12 protein-coding genes are annotated in these 17,001 nt (G+C 61.5%); 10 read left to right on the top strand and 2 right to left on the bottom strand.

Features of this window, described 5'->3' with window-relative positions; all coding sequences use genetic code 11:
* Positions 1–28 precede the first annotated feature (28 nt).
* Complete coding sequence (locus tag IFT99_RS24450) at positions 29–3,538, bottom strand: response regulator (RefSeq protein WP_192135722.1); 3,510 nt, start codon at positions 3,536–3,538, stop codon at positions 29–31.
* Between the two features lie 269 nt (positions 3,539–3,807).
* On the opposite strand from IFT99_RS24450, the gene IFT99_RS24455 reads away from it, so the two are divergent.
* Complete coding sequence (locus IFT99_RS24455) at positions 3,808–4,170, top strand: response regulator (RefSeq protein WP_192135724.1); 363 nt, start codon at positions 3,808–3,810, stop codon at positions 4,168–4,170.
* Complete coding sequence (locus IFT99_RS24460) at positions 4,160–5,473, top strand: glycosyltransferase (RefSeq protein WP_244657066.1); 1,314 nt, start codon at positions 4,160–4,162, stop codon at positions 5,471–5,473. The genes IFT99_RS24455 and IFT99_RS24460 overlap by 11 nt, the downstream gene beginning before the upstream one ends.
* 9 nt (positions 5,474–5,482) lie before the next feature.
* Here IFT99_RS24460 and cobF read toward each other — a convergent pair whose 3' ends face one another.
* Entirely contained in the window at positions 5,483–6,244 is a 762-nt protein-coding gene (gene cobF, locus IFT99_RS24465; protein WP_192135726.1) for a precorrin-6A synthase (deacetylating), read from the bottom strand.
* A 379-nt stretch (positions 6,245–6,623) separates the two neighbouring features.
* Here cobF and IFT99_RS24470 point away from each other — a divergent pair, with 379 nt between their 5' ends.
* The 8 genes from IFT99_RS24470 (at position 6,624) to IFT99_RS24505 (ending at position 16,184) form a co-directional block, all read left to right on the top strand.
* Positions 6,624–7,529 carry an AraC family transcriptional regulator gene (locus IFT99_RS24470; protein ID WP_065991394.1) on the top strand — a complete coding sequence of 302 codons (906 nt, stop codon included), beginning with the start codon at positions 6,624–6,626 and terminating at the stop codon, positions 7,527–7,529.
* A gap of 242 nt (positions 7,530–7,771) precedes the next feature.
* Positions 7,772–9,094: an ABC transporter substrate-binding protein gene (locus tag IFT99_RS24475; protein ID WP_192135728.1), complete on the top strand. Its 1,323-nt coding sequence runs from the start codon at positions 7,772–7,774 to the stop codon at positions 9,092–9,094.
* Between the two features lie 81 nt (positions 9,095–9,175).
* Positions 9,176–10,108 (top strand): carbohydrate ABC transporter permease, encoded by a 933-nt coding sequence (locus IFT99_RS24480; RefSeq protein WP_065991392.1) that lies wholly within the window; start codon positions 9,176–9,178, stop codon positions 10,106–10,108.
* 10 nt (positions 10,109–10,118) lie between these two features.
* The gene (locus tag IFT99_RS24485; protein WP_065991391.1) at positions 10,119–10,952 is read left to right on the top strand and encodes a carbohydrate ABC transporter permease; all 834 of its coding nucleotides are present in this window, start codon (positions 10,119–10,121) and stop codon (positions 10,950–10,952) included.
* Positions 10,953–11,043: 91 nt separating this feature from the next.
* Positions 11,044–12,147 (top strand): ABC transporter ATP-binding protein, encoded by a 1,104-nt coding sequence (locus IFT99_RS24490; protein ID WP_065991390.1) that lies wholly within the window; start codon positions 11,044–11,046, stop codon positions 12,145–12,147.
* Between the two features lie 34 nt (positions 12,148–12,181).
* Positions 12,182–13,699, top strand: a complete 1,518-nt coding sequence (locus tag IFT99_RS24495) for a mannitol dehydrogenase family protein (protein WP_192135730.1) — start codon at positions 12,182–12,184, stop codon at positions 13,697–13,699.
* A 23-nt stretch (positions 13,700–13,722) separates the two neighbouring features.
* Entirely contained in the window at positions 13,723–15,216 is a 1,494-nt protein-coding gene (xylB, locus tag IFT99_RS24500; RefSeq protein WP_192135732.1) for a xylulokinase, read from the top strand.
* A 32-nt stretch (positions 15,217–15,248) separates the two neighbouring features.
* The gene (locus IFT99_RS24505) at positions 15,249–16,184 is read left to right on the top strand and encodes a carbohydrate kinase family protein (protein WP_192135734.1); all 936 of its coding nucleotides are present in this window, start codon (positions 15,249–15,251) and stop codon (positions 16,182–16,184) included.
* The last annotated feature ends 817 nt before the right edge of the window (positions 16,185–17,001 follow it).

The following is a 17,001-nucleotide window of genomic DNA, read 5'->3' on the forward strand; positions in this document are numbered from 1 at the left end:
AAAAAGGCGGTCAATTGATCCGGTTCATTCAGATACGTTCCATCTTCGGCATCCACACGCGAATCAGCGAGAACAGCCGGTCCAGGTCAATCGGCTTGGCCAGGTAGTCGTTGGAACCGGCCTGCAGACAGCGATCCTGATCGTCCTTCATCGCTTTGGCCGTCACGGCAATGATCGGCAGCTTGCGCCAGCGCGGGTTCTTGCGGATCTCGATGGTGGCTTCGTAGCCGTCCATTTCCGGCATCATCACGTCCATCAGCACCAGATCGATGTCCTCGACGGTGTTGAGCTTCTCGATCGCCTCCAGCCCATTGCGCCCCACCTCGACGATGGCGCCTTTGTGCTCCAGCGCGCTGGTCAGGGCGAAGATGTTGCGTACGTCGTCGTCGACCACGAGGATCTTGCGCCCTTCGAACACACGGTCGCGACTGCGCGCGGTCTTCAGCATCTTCTGGCGCTCGTTCGACATCTGCGACTCGACCTTGTGCAGGAACAGCGTCACCTCGTCGAGCAACCGCTCCGGCGAGCGCGCGCCTTTGATGATGATGGTGCGCGAGTACTTCAGCAGCTCGGCTTCTTCGTCACGGGTCAGGTTGCGGCCGGTGTAGACGATGACCGGCGGGAACGCGCAGATCTCGTCGATGGACATGCGCTTGAGCAACTCGTTGCCGAGCATGTCCGGCAGCTTCAGGTCGATGATCATGCAGTCGTAGGCGTTGTCGCGCAGCAGATCAAGGGCGTCCTGAGCGAAGCCGACTGCCGTGATCTCGATGTCATCGTCGCCGATCAGGCGCGCGATGCTGTCACGCTGCAAGGCATCGTCTTCGACCAGCAGGATGCGTTTGACCTTCTGGGTGAGCTTGGCTTCGAGGCGGGCGAAGACATCCTTGAGCTCTTCGCGGGTGGTCGGTTTGACCGCGTAGCCGATGGCGCCCATTTGCAGCGCCGCTTCCTGACGGTCTTCGACGGAAATGACGTGCACCGGGATGTGGCGGGTGCTTGGCAGCTCTTTCAGACGTTGCAGGACCGTCAGACCGGAATGGTCCGGCAGGCGCATGTCCAGCAGCACAGCGTCCGGAATAAACGAAGAGGCCAGGTCGAAGCCTTCGTCGGCGGCATGGGCCACCAGGCAGTTGTAGCCCAGTTCATGGGCCAGATCGTAGAGGATGTGGGCAAAGCGCACTTCGTCTTCGATGACCAGGATGCAGCGATTGCTGAACGGCGCCTTCTCGCGGTCATCAGCGAAGCGCGGAATGGGTGTTGCCGCCGCCGCAGGCTTGGCAGCGACAGGCGCAGGCGGCGTGATGCGGGCTGGAACCGGCGCAGGCTGCACAGCCGCTGCTGGCCCCTCGACGTACTGTGAAGGCTCGACTTCGACGTACTCTTCCGGCATGACCAGGGTGAAAATACTGCCCTGCCCCGGCGCGCTGGTCACGCTGATCGAACCGCCCAGCAGGCGGGCCAGATCGCGGGAAATCGACAGCCCCAGACCCGTGCCGCCGTAACGGCGATTGGTGGTGCCGTCGGCCTGACGGAACGCTTCGAAAATGCTCTCCTGCTGCTCCTCGGCGATGCCGATCCCGGAGTCGCGAACGGTGAAGGCCACGCCCTCGCCCGGCTGACGGGACACGGTCAGGCTGACGGTGCCGCTTTCGGTGAACTTGACGGCGTTGGACAGCAGGTTCTTGAGGATCTGCTCCAGGCGCTGGCGATCGGTGTATAGCGAGACCGGCGTGCCTGACTGGATCTCCACCGAGAACTCCAGCTTCTTCTCGGCCGCCAACGGTTCGAAGGTCATGCGCAGGCCTTCGACCAAGCGGCTGACGCTGCTGTTTTCCGGCCGCATGTCGAGCTTGCCGGCTTCGACTTTGGAGATGTCCAGAATGTCGTTGATCAGGTTGAGCAAGTCATTGCCGGCGGAGTAGATCGATTCGGCAAACTTGACCTGCTCGGCGGTGAGGTTGTCCTGCGGGTTTTCCGCCAGCAGCTTGGCCAGAATCAACGAGCTGTTCAGCGGCGTGCGCAGCTCGTGGGACATGTTGGCCAGGAACTCGGACTTGTACTTGCTTGAGCGCTGCAACTCGTCGGCGCGGGCTTCCAGTTCAATCTGTGCGATGTGCAGTTCTTCGTTGTTGCGGTCCAGCGCATCACGCTGGTCGCCCAGCGCCTTGCTCTGCTCGGCCAACTGTTCGTTGGTCTGCTCAAGCTCTGCCTGCTGGATTTCCAGGTGCGCCTGGGACTCCTTGAGAATCCGCGACTGTTCTTCCAGCTCTTCATTGGCGGTGCGCAGTTCTTCCTGCTGCACTTGAAGCTCTTCGTTGAGCTGCTGGGTTTCGGCGAGCACTTCCTGCAAACGTTGACGGTAGCGGGCTGCCTCGATAGAGGTGCCCACGTTCTCGGCCACCAGCTCAAGGAACTCCAGGTCGCGCGGCGTCAGCTCGCGAAGAAAGCCCAGCTCGATCACCCCGTTGACGTGGTCATCGTTGCTGGTCGGCACCACCACGACGCTGCGCGGTGAGCCTTCGCCCAGGCCGGAGGTGACTTTGAAATAGTCCTGAGGGACGTTGTCCAGGGTGATGATCTGATCCTGCTCGGCCGCCTTGCCGACCACGCCTTCACCGCTGTAGATCGACTGCTCGTGCTGTTCCTGCTCGCGGGAGAAACCATAGGACGCCACGCGCACCAGACCGCCATGCTCCTGGCGTACGTACACCGCCGCCACGACCGCACCCAGGTACTGGGCGAAGAAATGCAGCACGTTGCGGCCCAGCAGGTTGAGGGTGAGCTGGCCGATGACCTGCTCGGCCAGTTCACTCTGACCGTTGCGCAGCCAGGCGACGTGGGACAAGCGCTCGGCGTCCAGCTGTTGGGCCTTGAGGTTGGCGGCGTAAGTGTCGGACAGCGTGGTCATGTCCCGACGCCCGACCCAGGCAAGGATCCCGCTGACGATCAGAATAAAGGCGATGTACAACGAGACCGACATCACGGTGGTGTGGGTAACGTCGGTGTTGCGTGTCAGCCGCAGCTGATGCTCGATGTCCGCCGCCTGCTCGTATTGATCACGCATCTCGTCGGACAGGCGCTTGCCGCGACGATTCTGGATCTGCGTCTGGTAGTCGCCGCCAGTGCGTCGAAGGGTAATCATCTCTTGGGCGAACTCGCCCCACGACGCTTGCAGCCCGGCCAGCCGCTTGAATCGATCGACCTGATCCGGGTTATCGGCGACCAGTTCTTCAAGCCCCTTGAGCTCGGTGCTGATGGCCGGCTTGGCCACCTCGTAGGGATCGAGAAAGCGCTCGTCGCCGGTCAGCAGGAAGCCGCGCATACCGGTTTCCATGTCCACCGACAGCTTGAGCGAGCGATTGATATTGTTGATCACCCGATCGGTGTGTTCGACCCACTGGATCGCCGACAACAGGTAGGAAATCAGAATGACGAAGAAGGCCGCACTCAGCACGCCGACGGCCAAAGGTAAACTGACGTTGCGGCTTAACAGTTTGCGGAAACGTTGCTCGTCGACTGCAGAGTTGGTGATCATCACAAGGGCTCAGGCGGACTCGTCTAAACGACGGAGTTTGCCGCAAACCTCGGCAAAAACTCCAGCGTACGACGTAGAAGATTGAATTTTCTGACATTAGATCGGGAACAATCAGGCCGGCACTGTACATTTGAGTGCAGCCAAAAAGCCATTACACTCAATTGAATCGTGTTGTTGCGGCTCAGAACTTGGCACAATTGCGCCCCCAGCGAAACGCTGTAAGCCCCGATGCCGTGCGATGCGCTCCCTGCCCAATTAAGGAACTTGCCATGTCCGATTCACCCCGCACGATTCTGGTGGTCGAAGATGACAACATCGTCAGGATGTTGATTGTCGACGTCCTCGAGGAGCTTGAGTACACCGTGCTGGAAGCCGCCGACGCCCGCGAGGCCCTCGCGGTTCTGCACAACGCCGACCGGACCATCGACCTGATGATGACCGACCTGGGCCTGCCCGACATGAACGGCAAAGATCTCGCCGTAAAGGCGCGTGAGATCCGCCAGGACATTCCGGTGCTGTTTGCCAGTGGCTACGCGGACTCCGTTGATGTGCCAGAGGGCATGCACAATATCGGCAAGCCGTTTTCCATCGACCAGCTGCGCGACAAGGTAAACAGCATTCTTGGCAACTGAGCACCCGGCGCAGCGATCCCCGATCCATGTGCTGATCATTGGCTACGTCTGGCCCGAGCCGCGTTCGTCTGCGGCCAGCGGGCATGTCATGCAACTGATCGACTGTTTTCTCGAACAGGGCTGGCGGATCACGTTCGCCAGCGCCGCCACGGAAGGCGAGCACAAGGCCGACCTGGCCGCGCTGGGCATCACGGAAGTCGCCATTGCCCTCAACCACAGCAGCTTTGATGCCTTCATCAGAGAACTGCAGCCCGACGTGGTGTTGTTCGACCAGTTTCTGATGGAAGAGCAGTTCGGCTGGCGGGTGGAAAAACACTGTCCGAACGCCCTTCGCCTGCTTGAGACGTCCGACCTGCAGAGCCTGCGCCATGCCCGTCATCAGGCGGTCAAGGACAGGCTTGACGGCAAACCCGATGCTGACCTGACCGAGTATTTCCAGACGCCTCGGGATCAGCTGTTCACCCGGATGGCGACCACTGACCTCGCCCAGCGCGAGATCGCCGCGATCCACCGCAGTGACCTGAGCCTGATGGTCTCCGACGTCGAAATCGACCTGCTGACCCAGGCGTTTTCGGTGCCCGCGGCTCAGCTCCATTGGGTCCCGCTGCTGGTAAGAGAGCCGCGCGAGGCGCCCCTTGGCCCGCGAAGCTTTGAAGACCGGGCGCATTTCATCACCATCGGCAATTTCCGCCACGCCCCGAACTGGGATGCCGTGCTGTGGCTGAAAAACACCGTCTGGCCGCTGATTCGCGCGCAACTGCCCACTGCTCAGGTTCATGTGTATGGCGCCTACACGCCGCCCAAGGCTGCGGCATTGCATAACGCCGCCCAGGGGTTTCACATCATGAACTGGGCCGAAGACGCGCTGGAAGTGATGGGCGCTGCGCGGGTGTCCCTGGCGCCGTTGCGATTCGGCGCGGGAATCAAGGGCAAGATCATCGATGCCATGGTCTGCGGCACACCCACCGTGACGACGCCCATCGGCGCCGAGGCCATGCACGGCGAGCTGGCATTTCCTGGCGCCGTGGCCTGTGATGCGCAAGGGCTGGCAGACGCGGCGGTCAGTCTTTACAGCGATCAGGCGCGCTGGCAACAGGCACAACTGGACGGCTGGCAATTGCTGCCGGCGCGCTTTGGCCATGACCGCCATTGCGCCGTGCTGATCGACCGTATCCTGGCGCTGAGGGACACGCTGCAGGCCCATCGCGCGGCCCACTTCACCGGCGCCATGCTTCGCCATCATCAGCACAAGAGCACGCAGTACATGTCTCAATGGATCGAGGCCAAGAACAAGAACGCCTGAAGCGTTTATCTAGCGGACGGCGCGGCGCAACAGGTAGGTGTCCATGATCCAGCCTTTCTCTGCCCGCGCAGTTTCACGCGCCTGACGTATCTGCGCACTGACCTCGTGCAGCGGGCCTGAAATGAGCATCTCGTCAGGGGTGCCGAGGTAGGCGCCCCAATAGATGTGTAAATCCTGATCGACGAACCGCTCGAAGGTGCAATAGGCGTCGAGCATCACCACACTGTTGCTGATGTACTCGCCCTGCTCCGCTGCAAGCTCCCGGCCGGTGGTGATGTGGATCGGCTCGCCGATGCGGTTCAGCCCGATGCGGTGCCCGGCGGCGAGCGCCTGCACGCTGGTGATGCCGGGAATGACGTCGTAGGCAAATGACTCACGGCCGCGGGCGAGCACCTGATCGAGAATCTTCAGGGTGCCGTCATACAGCGCCGGGTCGCCCCACACCAGAAACCCGCCGGTCTCGCCCGCCTTTACTTCATCGGCGATCAGTTGCTCGAACAACACGGCGCGCTGCTCGTGCCAGTGTTCGACCCCGCTGCGGTAAGACGGCGAATCGTCCTTGCGCCGGGGATCGCTCACCTGCACCAGACGATAGTCATGGCCATCGATGTAGCGCTCGCAAATCTCCCGGCGCAACGCCAGCAGGTCGTCATTGGCGTAGCCCTTGTCGAGGATGAAAAACACCTGGGTGCGGTTCAGCGCCTTGATCGCCTGAATGGTGATGTGCTCGGGATTGCCTGCGCCGATGCCGATCACGAGGATTTTTTTCATGGGGTGGCGGTTCTCTGAAGGCGTTCGCAGAAGGTGCATCAGCGTATCGGGTTGTTGATGGGTGTGGTTAGTCCACTGCGCAGATGAGCAGCACGCGCAGAATTGATGGCGCTCAGACTGGCCTCTTCCCGGCTGAAGCCGGTCCTACCAAAACCAACGCGTGTAGCCTGTAGGACTGGCTTTAGCCGGGAACGCGTCAGACGTCACACCGCAGGTTTGATGGTGCTCAAAACGGCGTTTTCCCGGCTGAAGCCGGTCCTACCAAAACCAACGCGTGTNAAGCCACGCGCCCATCTGCCTCTGTTTAACGCCTGTATCTGTATTCCGCCCGACAAATAGTGCACATTAACCTCACGCCATTCTCCAGACCGGCACACGCATGACCAAAACAACAAGAGTCACCGACCCCGCCTATGAGCTGATGGATGACCATAACGGTCTGTCGATCATCTACCGTGAGCATGGCTTTCCCTGTCCGCTGGTGCGCTGGCATTTCCACAAGGAATACGAGCTGCACCTGATCGTTGCGAGTTCCGGGAAGGTCTTCGTCGGCGATTACATCGGCAATTTCTACCCCGAGACGCTGTTCCTCACCGGCCCCAATCTGCCCCATAACTGGATCAGTCAGATCGCGGAAGACGAGGTCGTGCCCAAACGCGACATGCTGGTGAACTTCACCGAAGAGTTGCTCGAAAGCGGCAATCAGGTGTTTGCCGAACTCAAGGCCCTGGCGCCGTTGCTCGAGCGCGCCCGGTACGGCATTGAATTCCGCTGCAAGCGGACCGTCCGCCAGGCCACCAAGCTGATGCAGAAAATCGCCGACACCACGGGCATGACCCGGCTGGGGCACTTTTTCATTTTGCTGGAAGTGCTGGCGGCCAGTGATGATTTCCAGTTGCTGTCGGGCACCACCGCGTCCCAGCTGTCCGACGACCACGCCGTGGAGCGCACCAACAAAGCCGTGGAATACATCTTCACCCACTACGCCCGCGAACTGCCGCTGGAAGAAGTGGCCGAATACCTGGGCATGAAGCCGACTTATTTTTCCCGTGTGTTCAAGCAGGCCACCGGGCGCTGCTTTGTGGAATTCGTCAACCGGCTGCGGATCAGCAAGTCCTGTGAATTGCTCGCCGATGGCGACCGGCCGGTGACCGACGTCTGCTTCGAGTCAGGTTTCAATAACATCTCCAACTTCAATCGACGTTTCCAGAAACTCAAAGGCATGACCCCCTCGCACTACCGACGCCTCGCTGTACAGCGCCTGACCGAACAAAACCTGTACTGATTCGTTGCCCCGTCGCACCCATCAACTACGCTGGAACTGCCCCGCCCCACGCGCTGGCGCAGTTGTGCAGCGCGCCCGTCGGAAACCTCAGTGCAAAAAAGTATCAGTTCAAGTGCGCCGCAGGATTTGTCAACCAGCGCGCACAAGGCTGTAATCAGCTGACATTCTTCCTGGCCTCCGGAAGAAACAAAAACAATAACCAAGCTTCTGACGTCCGCCTGGGCGCAGAAGAGGAGTGATAAATGAAGACCTCTGCAAATGTTCTCCTCGCCGGTACCTGTCTGACCCTCCTGTCCCTCTGCACCACCGCCACGGCGGGTGATGTGACCATCGCCACGGTCAACAACAGCGACATGATCCGCATGCAGCGGCTGTCCAAGACCTTCGAAGAACAGCACAAAGACATCAAGCTCAAGTGGGTGGTGCTGGAAGAGAACGTGCTGCGTCAGCGCCTGACCACCGACATCGCCACCAAAGGCGGCCAGTTCGACGTGTTGACCATCGGCATGTACGAAGCCTCACTCTGGGGTGCCAAGGGCTGGCTCAAGGAAATGAATGACCTGCCGGCGTCCTACGCGCTGGACGACGTATTTCCTTCGGTACGCGACGGCTTGTCGGTCGACGGCAAACTCTTCGCCCTGCCGTTCTACGCAGAAAGCTCGATCACCTACTATCGCAAAGACCTGTTCAAGGCCGCCGGCCTGACCATGCCGGAGCGTCCGACCTGGACGCAGATCTCCGAATTCGCCGACAAACTCACCGACAAGTCCAAGGAACAGTACGGCATCTGCCTGCGCGGCAAGGCCGGCTGGGGCGAGAACATGGCGCTGATCACCACCATCGCCAACTCGTTTGGCGCCCGCTGGTTCGACGAACAGTGGAAGCCGCAATTCGACCAGCCTGAATGGAAGAACGCGCTGACCTTTTACACCAACGTCATGAAGAAGGACGGCCCACCCGGCGCCTCCAGCAACGGCTTCAACGAAAACCTCGCCCTGTTCAACAGCGGCAAGTGCGCAATCTGGGTCGATGCCAGCGTGGCCGGCTCGTTCGTCACCGACAAATCACAAAGTAAAGTCGCCGACAGCGTAGGCTTCACCTATGCGCCGCACGAAGTCACCGACAAAGGCTCGGCATGGCTGTATTCGTGGGCTCTGGCGATTCCGACCAGCGCCAAGAACGACAAGGACGCCCGCGCCTTCACCGAATGGGCCACGTCCAAAGAGTACGCCGCGCTGGTCGCCGAGAAAGACGGCGTGTCCAACGTGCCGCCAGGCACCCGCGCATCGACCTACACCGATGCCTACAAACAGGCTGCGCCGTTCGCCAACATCACCCTGGAATCCCTCAAGGCCGTGACGCCTAAAGCGCCGACCCTCAAGCCGGTGCCGTATGTGGGCATCCAGTTGGTGACCATCCCCGAGTTCCAGTCGATCGGCACCTCCGTCGGCCAACAGTTCTCGGCAGCACTGGTGGGCACCTCCAGCGTGGATCAGGCATTGACCAGCGCGCAAAGCGTGGCCGAGCGTGAAATGAAGCGCGCGGGTTACCCGAAAAAGGGCTGACACCCGCTGCTTCAAGGCGGCAGGCGCTGATTGCCTGCCGCCCACGTTCACGCTCACGCTTCTGCCCGGTCCGGAGTCAACATGAACACCTCAACCCTCACCCCGCGCACCGCCGCGGCTGACGATAAGTCGTCTGCCAAGGGCAGCGTCACCAAGCCCGGCTGGTTTCTGGTCAGCCCCTCGGTGCTGTTGCTGCTGGTCTGGATGATCGTGCCGCTGGGCATGACCATCTACTTTTCGCTGATCCGCTACAACCTGCTCAACCCCGGCGAAAACGAATTCGTCGGGCTGGAGAACTTCGAATTCTTCGTCACCGATGCCGGCTTTCTGCCCGGCGCCATGAACACGCTGTTGCTGGTCGGCAGTGTGCTGGCCATCAGCGTGATCCTCGGCGTGCTGATCTCGGCGTTGCTGGAAGCCAGTGAGTTTCTCGGTCGCGGCATCGTGCGCGTGCTGCTGATTTCGCCGTTCTTCATCATGCCGACGGTCAGCGCGCTGATCTGGAAGAACCTGATTTTCCACCCGGTGTCCGGGATTCTCGCCTGGGTCTGGAAGCTGTTCGGTGCCCAGCCGGTGGACTGGCTGGCGAATTACCCGATGCTGTCGATCATCATCATTGTGTCGTGGCAGTGGCTGCCCTTCGCGATCCTGATTCTGATGACCGCCATGCAGTCCCTGGATCAGGAACAGAAGGAAGCGGCGCGCCTGGACGGCGCCGGCCCGATCGCCATCTTCTGGCACCTGACCCTGCCGCACCTGGCGCGCCCGATCGCCGTGGTGGTGATGATCGAAACGATCTTCCTGCTCTCGGTGTTCGCCGAAATCTTCACCACCACCAACGGCGGCCCGGGCTTCGCTTCCACCAATCTGGCGTACCTGATCTACAACCAGGCACTGCTGCAATTCGACGTGGGCATGGCATCGGCGGGCGGCTTGATTGCCGTCGTGATCGCCAACATTGCGGCGATCATCCTGGTACGGATGATCGGCAAAAACCTCACCGACAAGTCTTGAGGGCAAGGCCATGATGACGCTCAAACAATCCCGTCGCCTGCAAAGTGCCCTGCTCGGCACCTTGTCGTGGCTGATCGCGGCGCTGATTTTCTTCCCGATCTTCTGGATGGTCCTGACCAGCTTCAAGACCGAGATCGACGCGTTCGCCACGCCGCCGCAGTTCATCTTCACACCGACCCTGGAAAACTACCTGCACATCCAGGAGCGCAGTGACTACTTCCACTTCGCCTGGAACTCGATCCTGATCTCTTTCAGCGCGACGATCCTGTGCCTGCTGATCGCGGTGCCGGCGGCCTACTCCATGGCGTTTTTCGAAACCAAACGGACCAAGGGCACGCTGCTGTGGATGCTCTCGACCAAGATGCTGCCGCCGGTGGGCGTGCTGATGCCGATCTACCTGCTGGCCAAGACCTTCGGCCTGCTGGATTCGCGCATTGCGCTGATCGTGATCTACACGCTGATCAACCTGCCGATCGTGGTCTGGATGATTTACACCTACTTCAAGGACATCCCCGGGGAGATTCTCGAAGCGTCGCGGCTGGACGGTGCCACCACGCGCCAGGAAATCTTTCGCGTGCTGATCCCGATCTGCAAGGGCGGGCTGGCATCGACGGCGCTGCTGTCGCTGATCCTGTGCTGGAACGAGGCGTTCTGGTCACTGAACCTGACCTCTTCGAATGCCGCCCCGCTGACCGCGTTGATCGCCTCGTATTCCAGCCCTGAAGGGTTGTTCTGGGCCAAATTGTCGGCGGTGTCGACCCTGGCCTGCGCGCCAATCCTGATCTTCGGCTGGATCAGCCAGAAACAATTGGTCCGCGGGCTGTCGTTTGGTGCGGTGAAATGATCGACACATGATGGTTTCCACGCTCTGCGTGGTAACGATCCCGCGCAGATTTTTAGCCTCTGAACTTTGAAGAATAAAACTGGAGCCCCTCATGGCTAACCTGACAATCAGAAATCTGCAAAAAGGCTTCGACGGCCACCAGATCATCAAAGGCATCGACCTGGACGTGAAAGACCGTGAATTCGTGGTCTTCGTCGGTCCGTCGGGCTGTGGCAAATCCACCCTGCTGCGCCTGATCGCGGGCCTTGAAGACGTTACCAGCGGCAGCATTGAACTGGATGGCCGCGAGATCACCCAAGTCACCCCGGCCAAGCGCGACCTGGCGATGGTGTTTCAAACCTACGCGCTGTACCCCCACATGACCGTCGGCAAAAACCTGTCGTTCGCCCTGGACCTGGCTGGCACGCCGAAGGCCGAGGTCAAGAAAAAGGTCGACGAAGCCGCGCGTATCCTCGAGCTGGGCCCGCTGCTGGAACGCAAGCCCAAGCAGCTGTCGGGTGGTCAACGCCAGCGCGTTGCAATCGGTCGCGCCATCGTGCGCAACCCGAAGATCTTCCTGTTCGACGAACCGCTGTCCAACCTCGACGCCGCCCTGCGGGTGCAGACCCGCCTGGAGCTGTCGCGCCTGCACAAAGAGCTGCAGGCAACGATGATCTACGTGACCCACGATCAGGTCGAAGCCATGACCCTGGCCGACAAAGTGGTCGTGCTCAACGGCGGTCGCGTCGAACAGGTCGGTTCGCCGCTGGAGCTGTACCACCACCCGGCCAACCTGTTCGTCGCAGGTTTTCTTGGCACGCCGAAGATGGGCTTCCTCAAGGGCATCATCAGCGGCGTCGAGGCCTCGGCCTGTGAAGTCACCCTGGACGCCGGGACAAAAGTCCTGCTGCCCTTCACCAACGCGCAACAGAGCGTCGGCGACTCGGTGACCTTGGGGATTCGCCCCGAGCACCTGGAGCTGGCCAACGAAGGCGATTGCCAGCTGACCGTCATCGCCGACGTCAGCGAACGCCTGGGCAGCGACACCTATTGCCACGTACGCACCATCTCCGGCGAGCCGCTGACCATGCGCATTCGCGGGGACCTGGCCAGCCAGTACGGCGAAACCCTGAAACTGCACCTCAACAGCGCCCATTGCCACCTGTTCGACGCCCAGGGCCAGGTCATCCGCCGCGCCCTGCAGGCCGCAGCCTGATCCCTCGCACTCCACAGCATTCGGGAACACCGTCATGAAACTGAACAAGCAGAACCTCTCCAACCTGGGCGCCGGCATCGCCATCCCGGCCTACGCCCTCGACGAGCGTCGTCAGGGTATCGCGCACATCGGCGTCGGTGGTTTTCACCGCGCCCACCAGGCGTTTTACACCGATGCGCTGATGTCCCTCGGGGCCAATGAAGGCAGCGGCGAAGGCCTGGACTGGGCCATTTGCGGGGTCAGCCTGCGCGAGGAAGACCGTGCCAATTTCGAGGCGCTGAAGGGCCAGGACTTTCTCTACACGCTGTTCGAGCTGGGCGACACCCCGGACACCGAAACCCGGGTGATCGGCGCCATGAGCCAGATGCTCATGTCCACCGATAGTGACCTGACGCTGATCGACAAACTCGCCAGCCCGGACATCCGCATCGTCTCGCTGACCATCACCGAAGGCGGCTACTGCATCGACGACAGCACCGGCGAATTCATGAGCCACCTGCCGCAGATCCAGTACGACCTCGAACACCCCGCCACGCCGAAAACCGTGTTCGGTTACCTGTGCGCCGCCTTGACCCGCCGCCGCGCGGAAGGCACCCCGGCGTTCACCCTGATGTCCTGCGATAACCTGCCGCACAACGGCGCGGTGACACGCAAAGCCCTGCTGGCCTTCGCCCAACTCCGCGACCCGGAACTGCATGACTGGATCGCTGAACACGTCAGCTTCCCCAACGCCATGGTCGATCGCATCACGCCGATGACCAGCACCGCCCACCGCCTGCAACTGCACGACCAGAAAGGCATCGACGACGCCTGGCCGGTGGTCTGCGAACCCTTCGTGCAGTGGGTGCTGGAAGACAAGTTCGTCAACGGCCGTCCGGCCTGGGAAAAGGTCGGCGTGCAGTTCACCGACGACGTAACCCCGTACGAAGAAATGAAGATCAAGCTGCTCAACGGCAGCCACCTGGCGCTGACCTACCTCGGCGCGCTGAAGGGCTATCGCTTCGTCCACGAAACCATGAACGACACGCTGTTCGTCGACTACATCCGCACCTACATGGACCTGGACGTCACCCCGCAACTGGCGCCGGTGCCGGGCATCGACCTGACCGAATACAAACAGACCCTGATCGATCGGTTCTCCAATCAGGCGATTGCCGACCAGCTGGAGCGGGTGTGCTCCGACGGCTCGTCAAAATTCCCGAAATTCACCGTGCCGACGATCAATCGTCTGATCCTGGACAGCGGCAACATGGACCGCGCTTCCCTGGTGGTTGCGGCCTGGGCGCTGTACCTGCAGGGCAACCGCACCGGCGATTTCACCGGCGAGAACGGCGTTCCGTACACCGTCGTCGACCCGCGCGCGGACTTTTGCAAGGCGCTGGTGGCCGATGACGTGCTGGTCACTCAGCGGCTGCTTGAAGTCGAAGAAATCTTCGGTGCGGCGATTCCACAGTCCGCCGAGTTCGTGGCATCGTTCGAACACAACCTGAACAGCCTGAAGCAATTGGGCGTCAGCAAAACCCTGGAAAACCTGTTAGCAAAAACCGCCTGAGCTTCATAGGGGAAGAGGTGAATATGTTTCTCGGCATCGATTGCGGTACCCAAGGCACCAAAGCGATTGTTCTGGATGCGGTCAGCGGCAAGGTTCTGGGCGAAGGCTCGGGTGCGCACCACATGATCAGTGGCGCCAACGGTCGCCGTGAGCAGGATGTGCAGGAATGGCTCGATGCGTTCGAACAAGCCACGGCCGCGGCCCTGCAGCAGGCCGGGGTGTCCGGCGCGGACATCCAGGCCATTGGCGTGTCCGGGCAGCAACATGGCCTGGTCATGCTTGACGAAACAGGCCAGGTGCTGCGCCCCGCCAAGCTGTGGTGCGACACGGAATCCGCGCCTGAAAATGATCGGCTGCTGACGTATCTGGGCGGTGAAGCCGGGTCGCTGGAGCGCCTGGGTATCGCCATCGCGCCGGGCTACACGGTCTCGAAACTGCTGTGGAGCAAAGAGCAGTTTCCCGAGCTGTTTGCCCGCATCGACAAAATTCTGCTGCCCCACGACTACCTCAATTACTGGCTCACCGGCCGCAGTTGCAGCGAGTTCGGCGATGCATCCGGCACCGGTTATTTCAACGTGCGCACCCGCGCATGGGACCTGGACATCCTTCAGCACATCGATCCCAGTGGCCGGCTGATCAAGGCGCTGCCGGAGCTGCTCGAGGCGCATCAGCCGGTCGGCACGATTCTCCCCGCGATCGCCGAGCGACTGGGCCTCAACCCGAAGGCCATCGTCTCCAGCGGCGGCGGCGACAACATGATGGGCGCCATCGGCACCGGCAATATCGCGCCGGGCTCGATCACCATGAGCCTGGGTTCGTCGGGCACGGTCTACGCCTTTGCCGAAGCAGGCAATGTCAGCGCGCAGCCGTCGGTGGCGACCTTCTGCTCCTCGTCGGGCGGCTGGCTGCCACTGATCTGCACCATGAACCTGACCAACGCCACCAGTGCCATCCGCGAGCTGTTTACGCTGGACATCGGCGCGTTCAACGCAGCCGTGGCGTCCTCGCCGACTGGCGCACAAGGCGTGCTCGTGCTGCCCTTCCTCAACGGCGAGCGGGTGCCTGCCCTGCCCCACGCCACCGGCAGCATTCTCGGGCTGGACAGCACCAATCTGACCCAGGCCAACTTGTGCCGGGCGGTGGTCGAGGGCACCACCTTCGGCCTGCGTTACGGCCTGGACCTGTTGCGCGACAGCGGCATTAAGAGCGATAACATCCGCCTGATCGGCGGCGGCGCGAAAAGCGCGGTCTGGCGGCAGATTGTGGCCGACATCATGGACACGCCGGTCATCTGCACCACCGGCACCGAAGCGGCCGCATTGGGCGCAGCGATTCAGGCGGCGTGGTGTCATTCACACGTCGATGCCGGTGGTGACGGCGACGGCGAATCGCTGCAGGCGCTGACCGAGCGTTGCGTCAGCCTCGACCCGGCCAGCGAAACCCGACCGGTTGCCGAACACGTTGCGGCGTACCAAGCGGTTTATCAGCACTATCGCACTCAATTGCAGGGCCTCTGACGGACAGCCCCGTCGGCCTTTATGGAGCAACTATGTATCTGGTCTGTGGCGAAGCACTGTTCGACTTTTTCTGTCAGCCGGACAGCGGACAACGCAACAAAGTGGGGTATCAGGCCATCGCCGGCGGTTCGCCGTTCAACGTCGCGGTCGGCCTGCGCAGGCTGGGCATCGATGCCGGTTTTTTTGCCGGGATTTCCAGCGATTACCTGGGCAAGCGCCTGCTGACAGTGCTGGCGGAAGAAGGCGTGCGCGATGACTTTCTGGTGCCTGTCGACGCACCCACCACCCTGTCGATGGTCGCCGTGGGCGCCGACGGCTCGCCGCAGTACAGTTTTCGCGGCGAAGGCTGCGCGGACCGGATGCTGAGCGTCGAGCATCTGCCGACGCTGGACGACAGCGTGCGTGGCTTGCATGTGGGTTCGTTCTCGCTGGTGGTGCAGCCGGTCGCCGACGCGCTGCTGACGCTGGTGCGGCGGGAAAGCGCCAAGCGCTTGATCACGTTCGATCCCAATGTGCGCCTGAACCCGGCGCCGAGCATCGAGCTGTGGCGCAGTCAGGTGGCGAAGTTCGCCGAGCACGCGCACATCATCAAGGTCAGTGATGAGGACCTGGAGCTGTTGTATCCGGACAAAGAGGCGGCAGCGGTGGCCGAGGGTTGGCTGAAGGACAATTGCCAGTGGGTGATCATGACCCGCGGCCGTCAGGGCGCCACGGTGTTTACGCGGGATTTGGGCACGTGGTCGGTGGCGGCGCGCAAGGTGGAGACGGTGGATACGGTGGGTGCCGGGGATACGTTTCAGGCGGCGTTGATTGCGTTTCTGACGGAGCGGGGTCTGGACGAACCCGCCGCGCTGGCGGGGGTGGATAAGCCAACGCTGACGAAGATGCTGGAGTTTGCGGTGGCTGCGGCGGCGGTGACCTGCACGCGCGAGGGGCCGGATTTGCCCTATCGGGCGGAGGTGGTCTAGGCGACTGGCCCTTCTCAGATCAAGATCAACAGCGTCTGCCTGGGGGCAGACTGTTTTGCCTTCGGCGAGTTACTTGGAAAAGCACCCCAAGTAACCAAGGGTGCTTGCTCCTGGTTAGGTTCCTCCTTCGTCGGAATACCCTCACTCCGACGACGCTCCGTGGGCCCGCGCCGAACGGACATCCATGTCCTGACGGCGCTCTCGCGGCATCCATGCCGCTCGGCCCACTCCGCGTCGTCTGCGTTCAGCCTGCACCCAAGTCGCGATTGGCGGCGTTTGGGCTTTTTGTGTACGAAGATCAAAAGCAGATCAAGAGCTTCCCGGCTGAAGCCGGTCCTACAGTCGGAGCTGGTTCCACTGACGGCACTCGGTGCCCTTGTAGGACCGGCTTTAGCCGGGAAGAGGCCACCTCAGGCGCCGGCATTTTTGCTGATAGCCCCCCTCCCTGTAGGAGTGAGCTTGCTCGCGAATGCTTTATCCAAAACACCCCATATCCGATGCATGTACCGGCCCCTTCGTGAGCAAGCTCACTCCCACAAGTCCTTAGCGCCTGACCCGCCCTCGATCTGCTTCTGATCTGCTTCTGATCTTGATCTTCAAACACATAACCCTCAGACGACACCTATCGCGACTTGGGTGCAGGCTGAACGCAGGTTTCGCGGAGTGGGCCGAGCCGCATGGATGCGGCGAGAGCGCCGTCAGGACATGGATGTCCGTTCGGCGCGGGCCCACGGAGCGGGACCGGAGTGAAGGAACCCGACGAAGTCGGGCCAAACCGAGAGCAAGCACCCTTGGTTACTTGGGGTGCTTTTCCAAG

This window comes from Pseudomonas sp. CFBP 8772, assembly GCF_014841665.1.
GTDB classification, from domain to species: Bacteria; Pseudomonadota; Gammaproteobacteria; order Pseudomonadales; family Pseudomonadaceae; genus Aquipseudomonas; species Aquipseudomonas graminis_B.

Excerpts from the sequence above, each read along its gene's own strand:
- IFT99_RS24450 (WP_192135722.1), bottom strand. The coding sequence starts at position 3,538 with ATGATCACCAACTCTGCAGTCGACGAGCAACGTTTCCGCAAACTGTTA.
- IFT99_RS24455 (WP_192135724.1), top strand. The coding sequence starts at position 3,808 with ATGTCCGATTCACCCCGCACGATTCTGGTGGTCGAAGATGACAACATC.
- cobF (WP_192135726.1), bottom strand. The coding sequence starts at position 6,244 with ATGAAAAAAATCCTCGTGATCGGCATCGGCGCAGGCAATCCCGAGCAC.
- IFT99_RS24470 (WP_065991394.1), top strand. The coding sequence starts at position 6,624 with ATGACCAAAACAACAAGAGTCACCGACCCCGCCTATGAGCTGATGGAT.
- IFT99_RS24475 (WP_192135728.1), top strand. The coding sequence starts at position 7,772 with ATGAAGACCTCTGCAAATGTTCTCCTCGCCGGTACCTGTCTGACCCTC.
- IFT99_RS24480 (WP_065991392.1), top strand. The coding sequence starts at position 9,176 with ATGAACACCTCAACCCTCACCCCGCGCACCGCCGCGGCTGACGATAAG.
- IFT99_RS24485 (WP_065991391.1), top strand. The coding sequence starts at position 10,119 with ATGATGACGCTCAAACAATCCCGTCGCCTGCAAAGTGCCCTGCTCGGC.
- IFT99_RS24490 (WP_065991390.1), top strand. The coding sequence starts at position 11,044 with ATGGCTAACCTGACAATCAGAAATCTGCAAAAAGGCTTCGACGGCCAC.
- IFT99_RS24495 (WP_192135730.1), top strand. The coding sequence starts at position 12,182 with ATGAAACTGAACAAGCAGAACCTCTCCAACCTGGGCGCCGGCATCGCC.
- xylB (WP_192135732.1), top strand. The coding sequence starts at position 13,723 with ATGTTTCTCGGCATCGATTGCGGTACCCAAGGCACCAAAGCGATTGTT.
- IFT99_RS24505 (WP_192135734.1), top strand. The coding sequence starts at position 15,249 with ATGTATCTGGTCTGTGGCGAAGCACTGTTCGACTTTTTCTGTCAGCCG.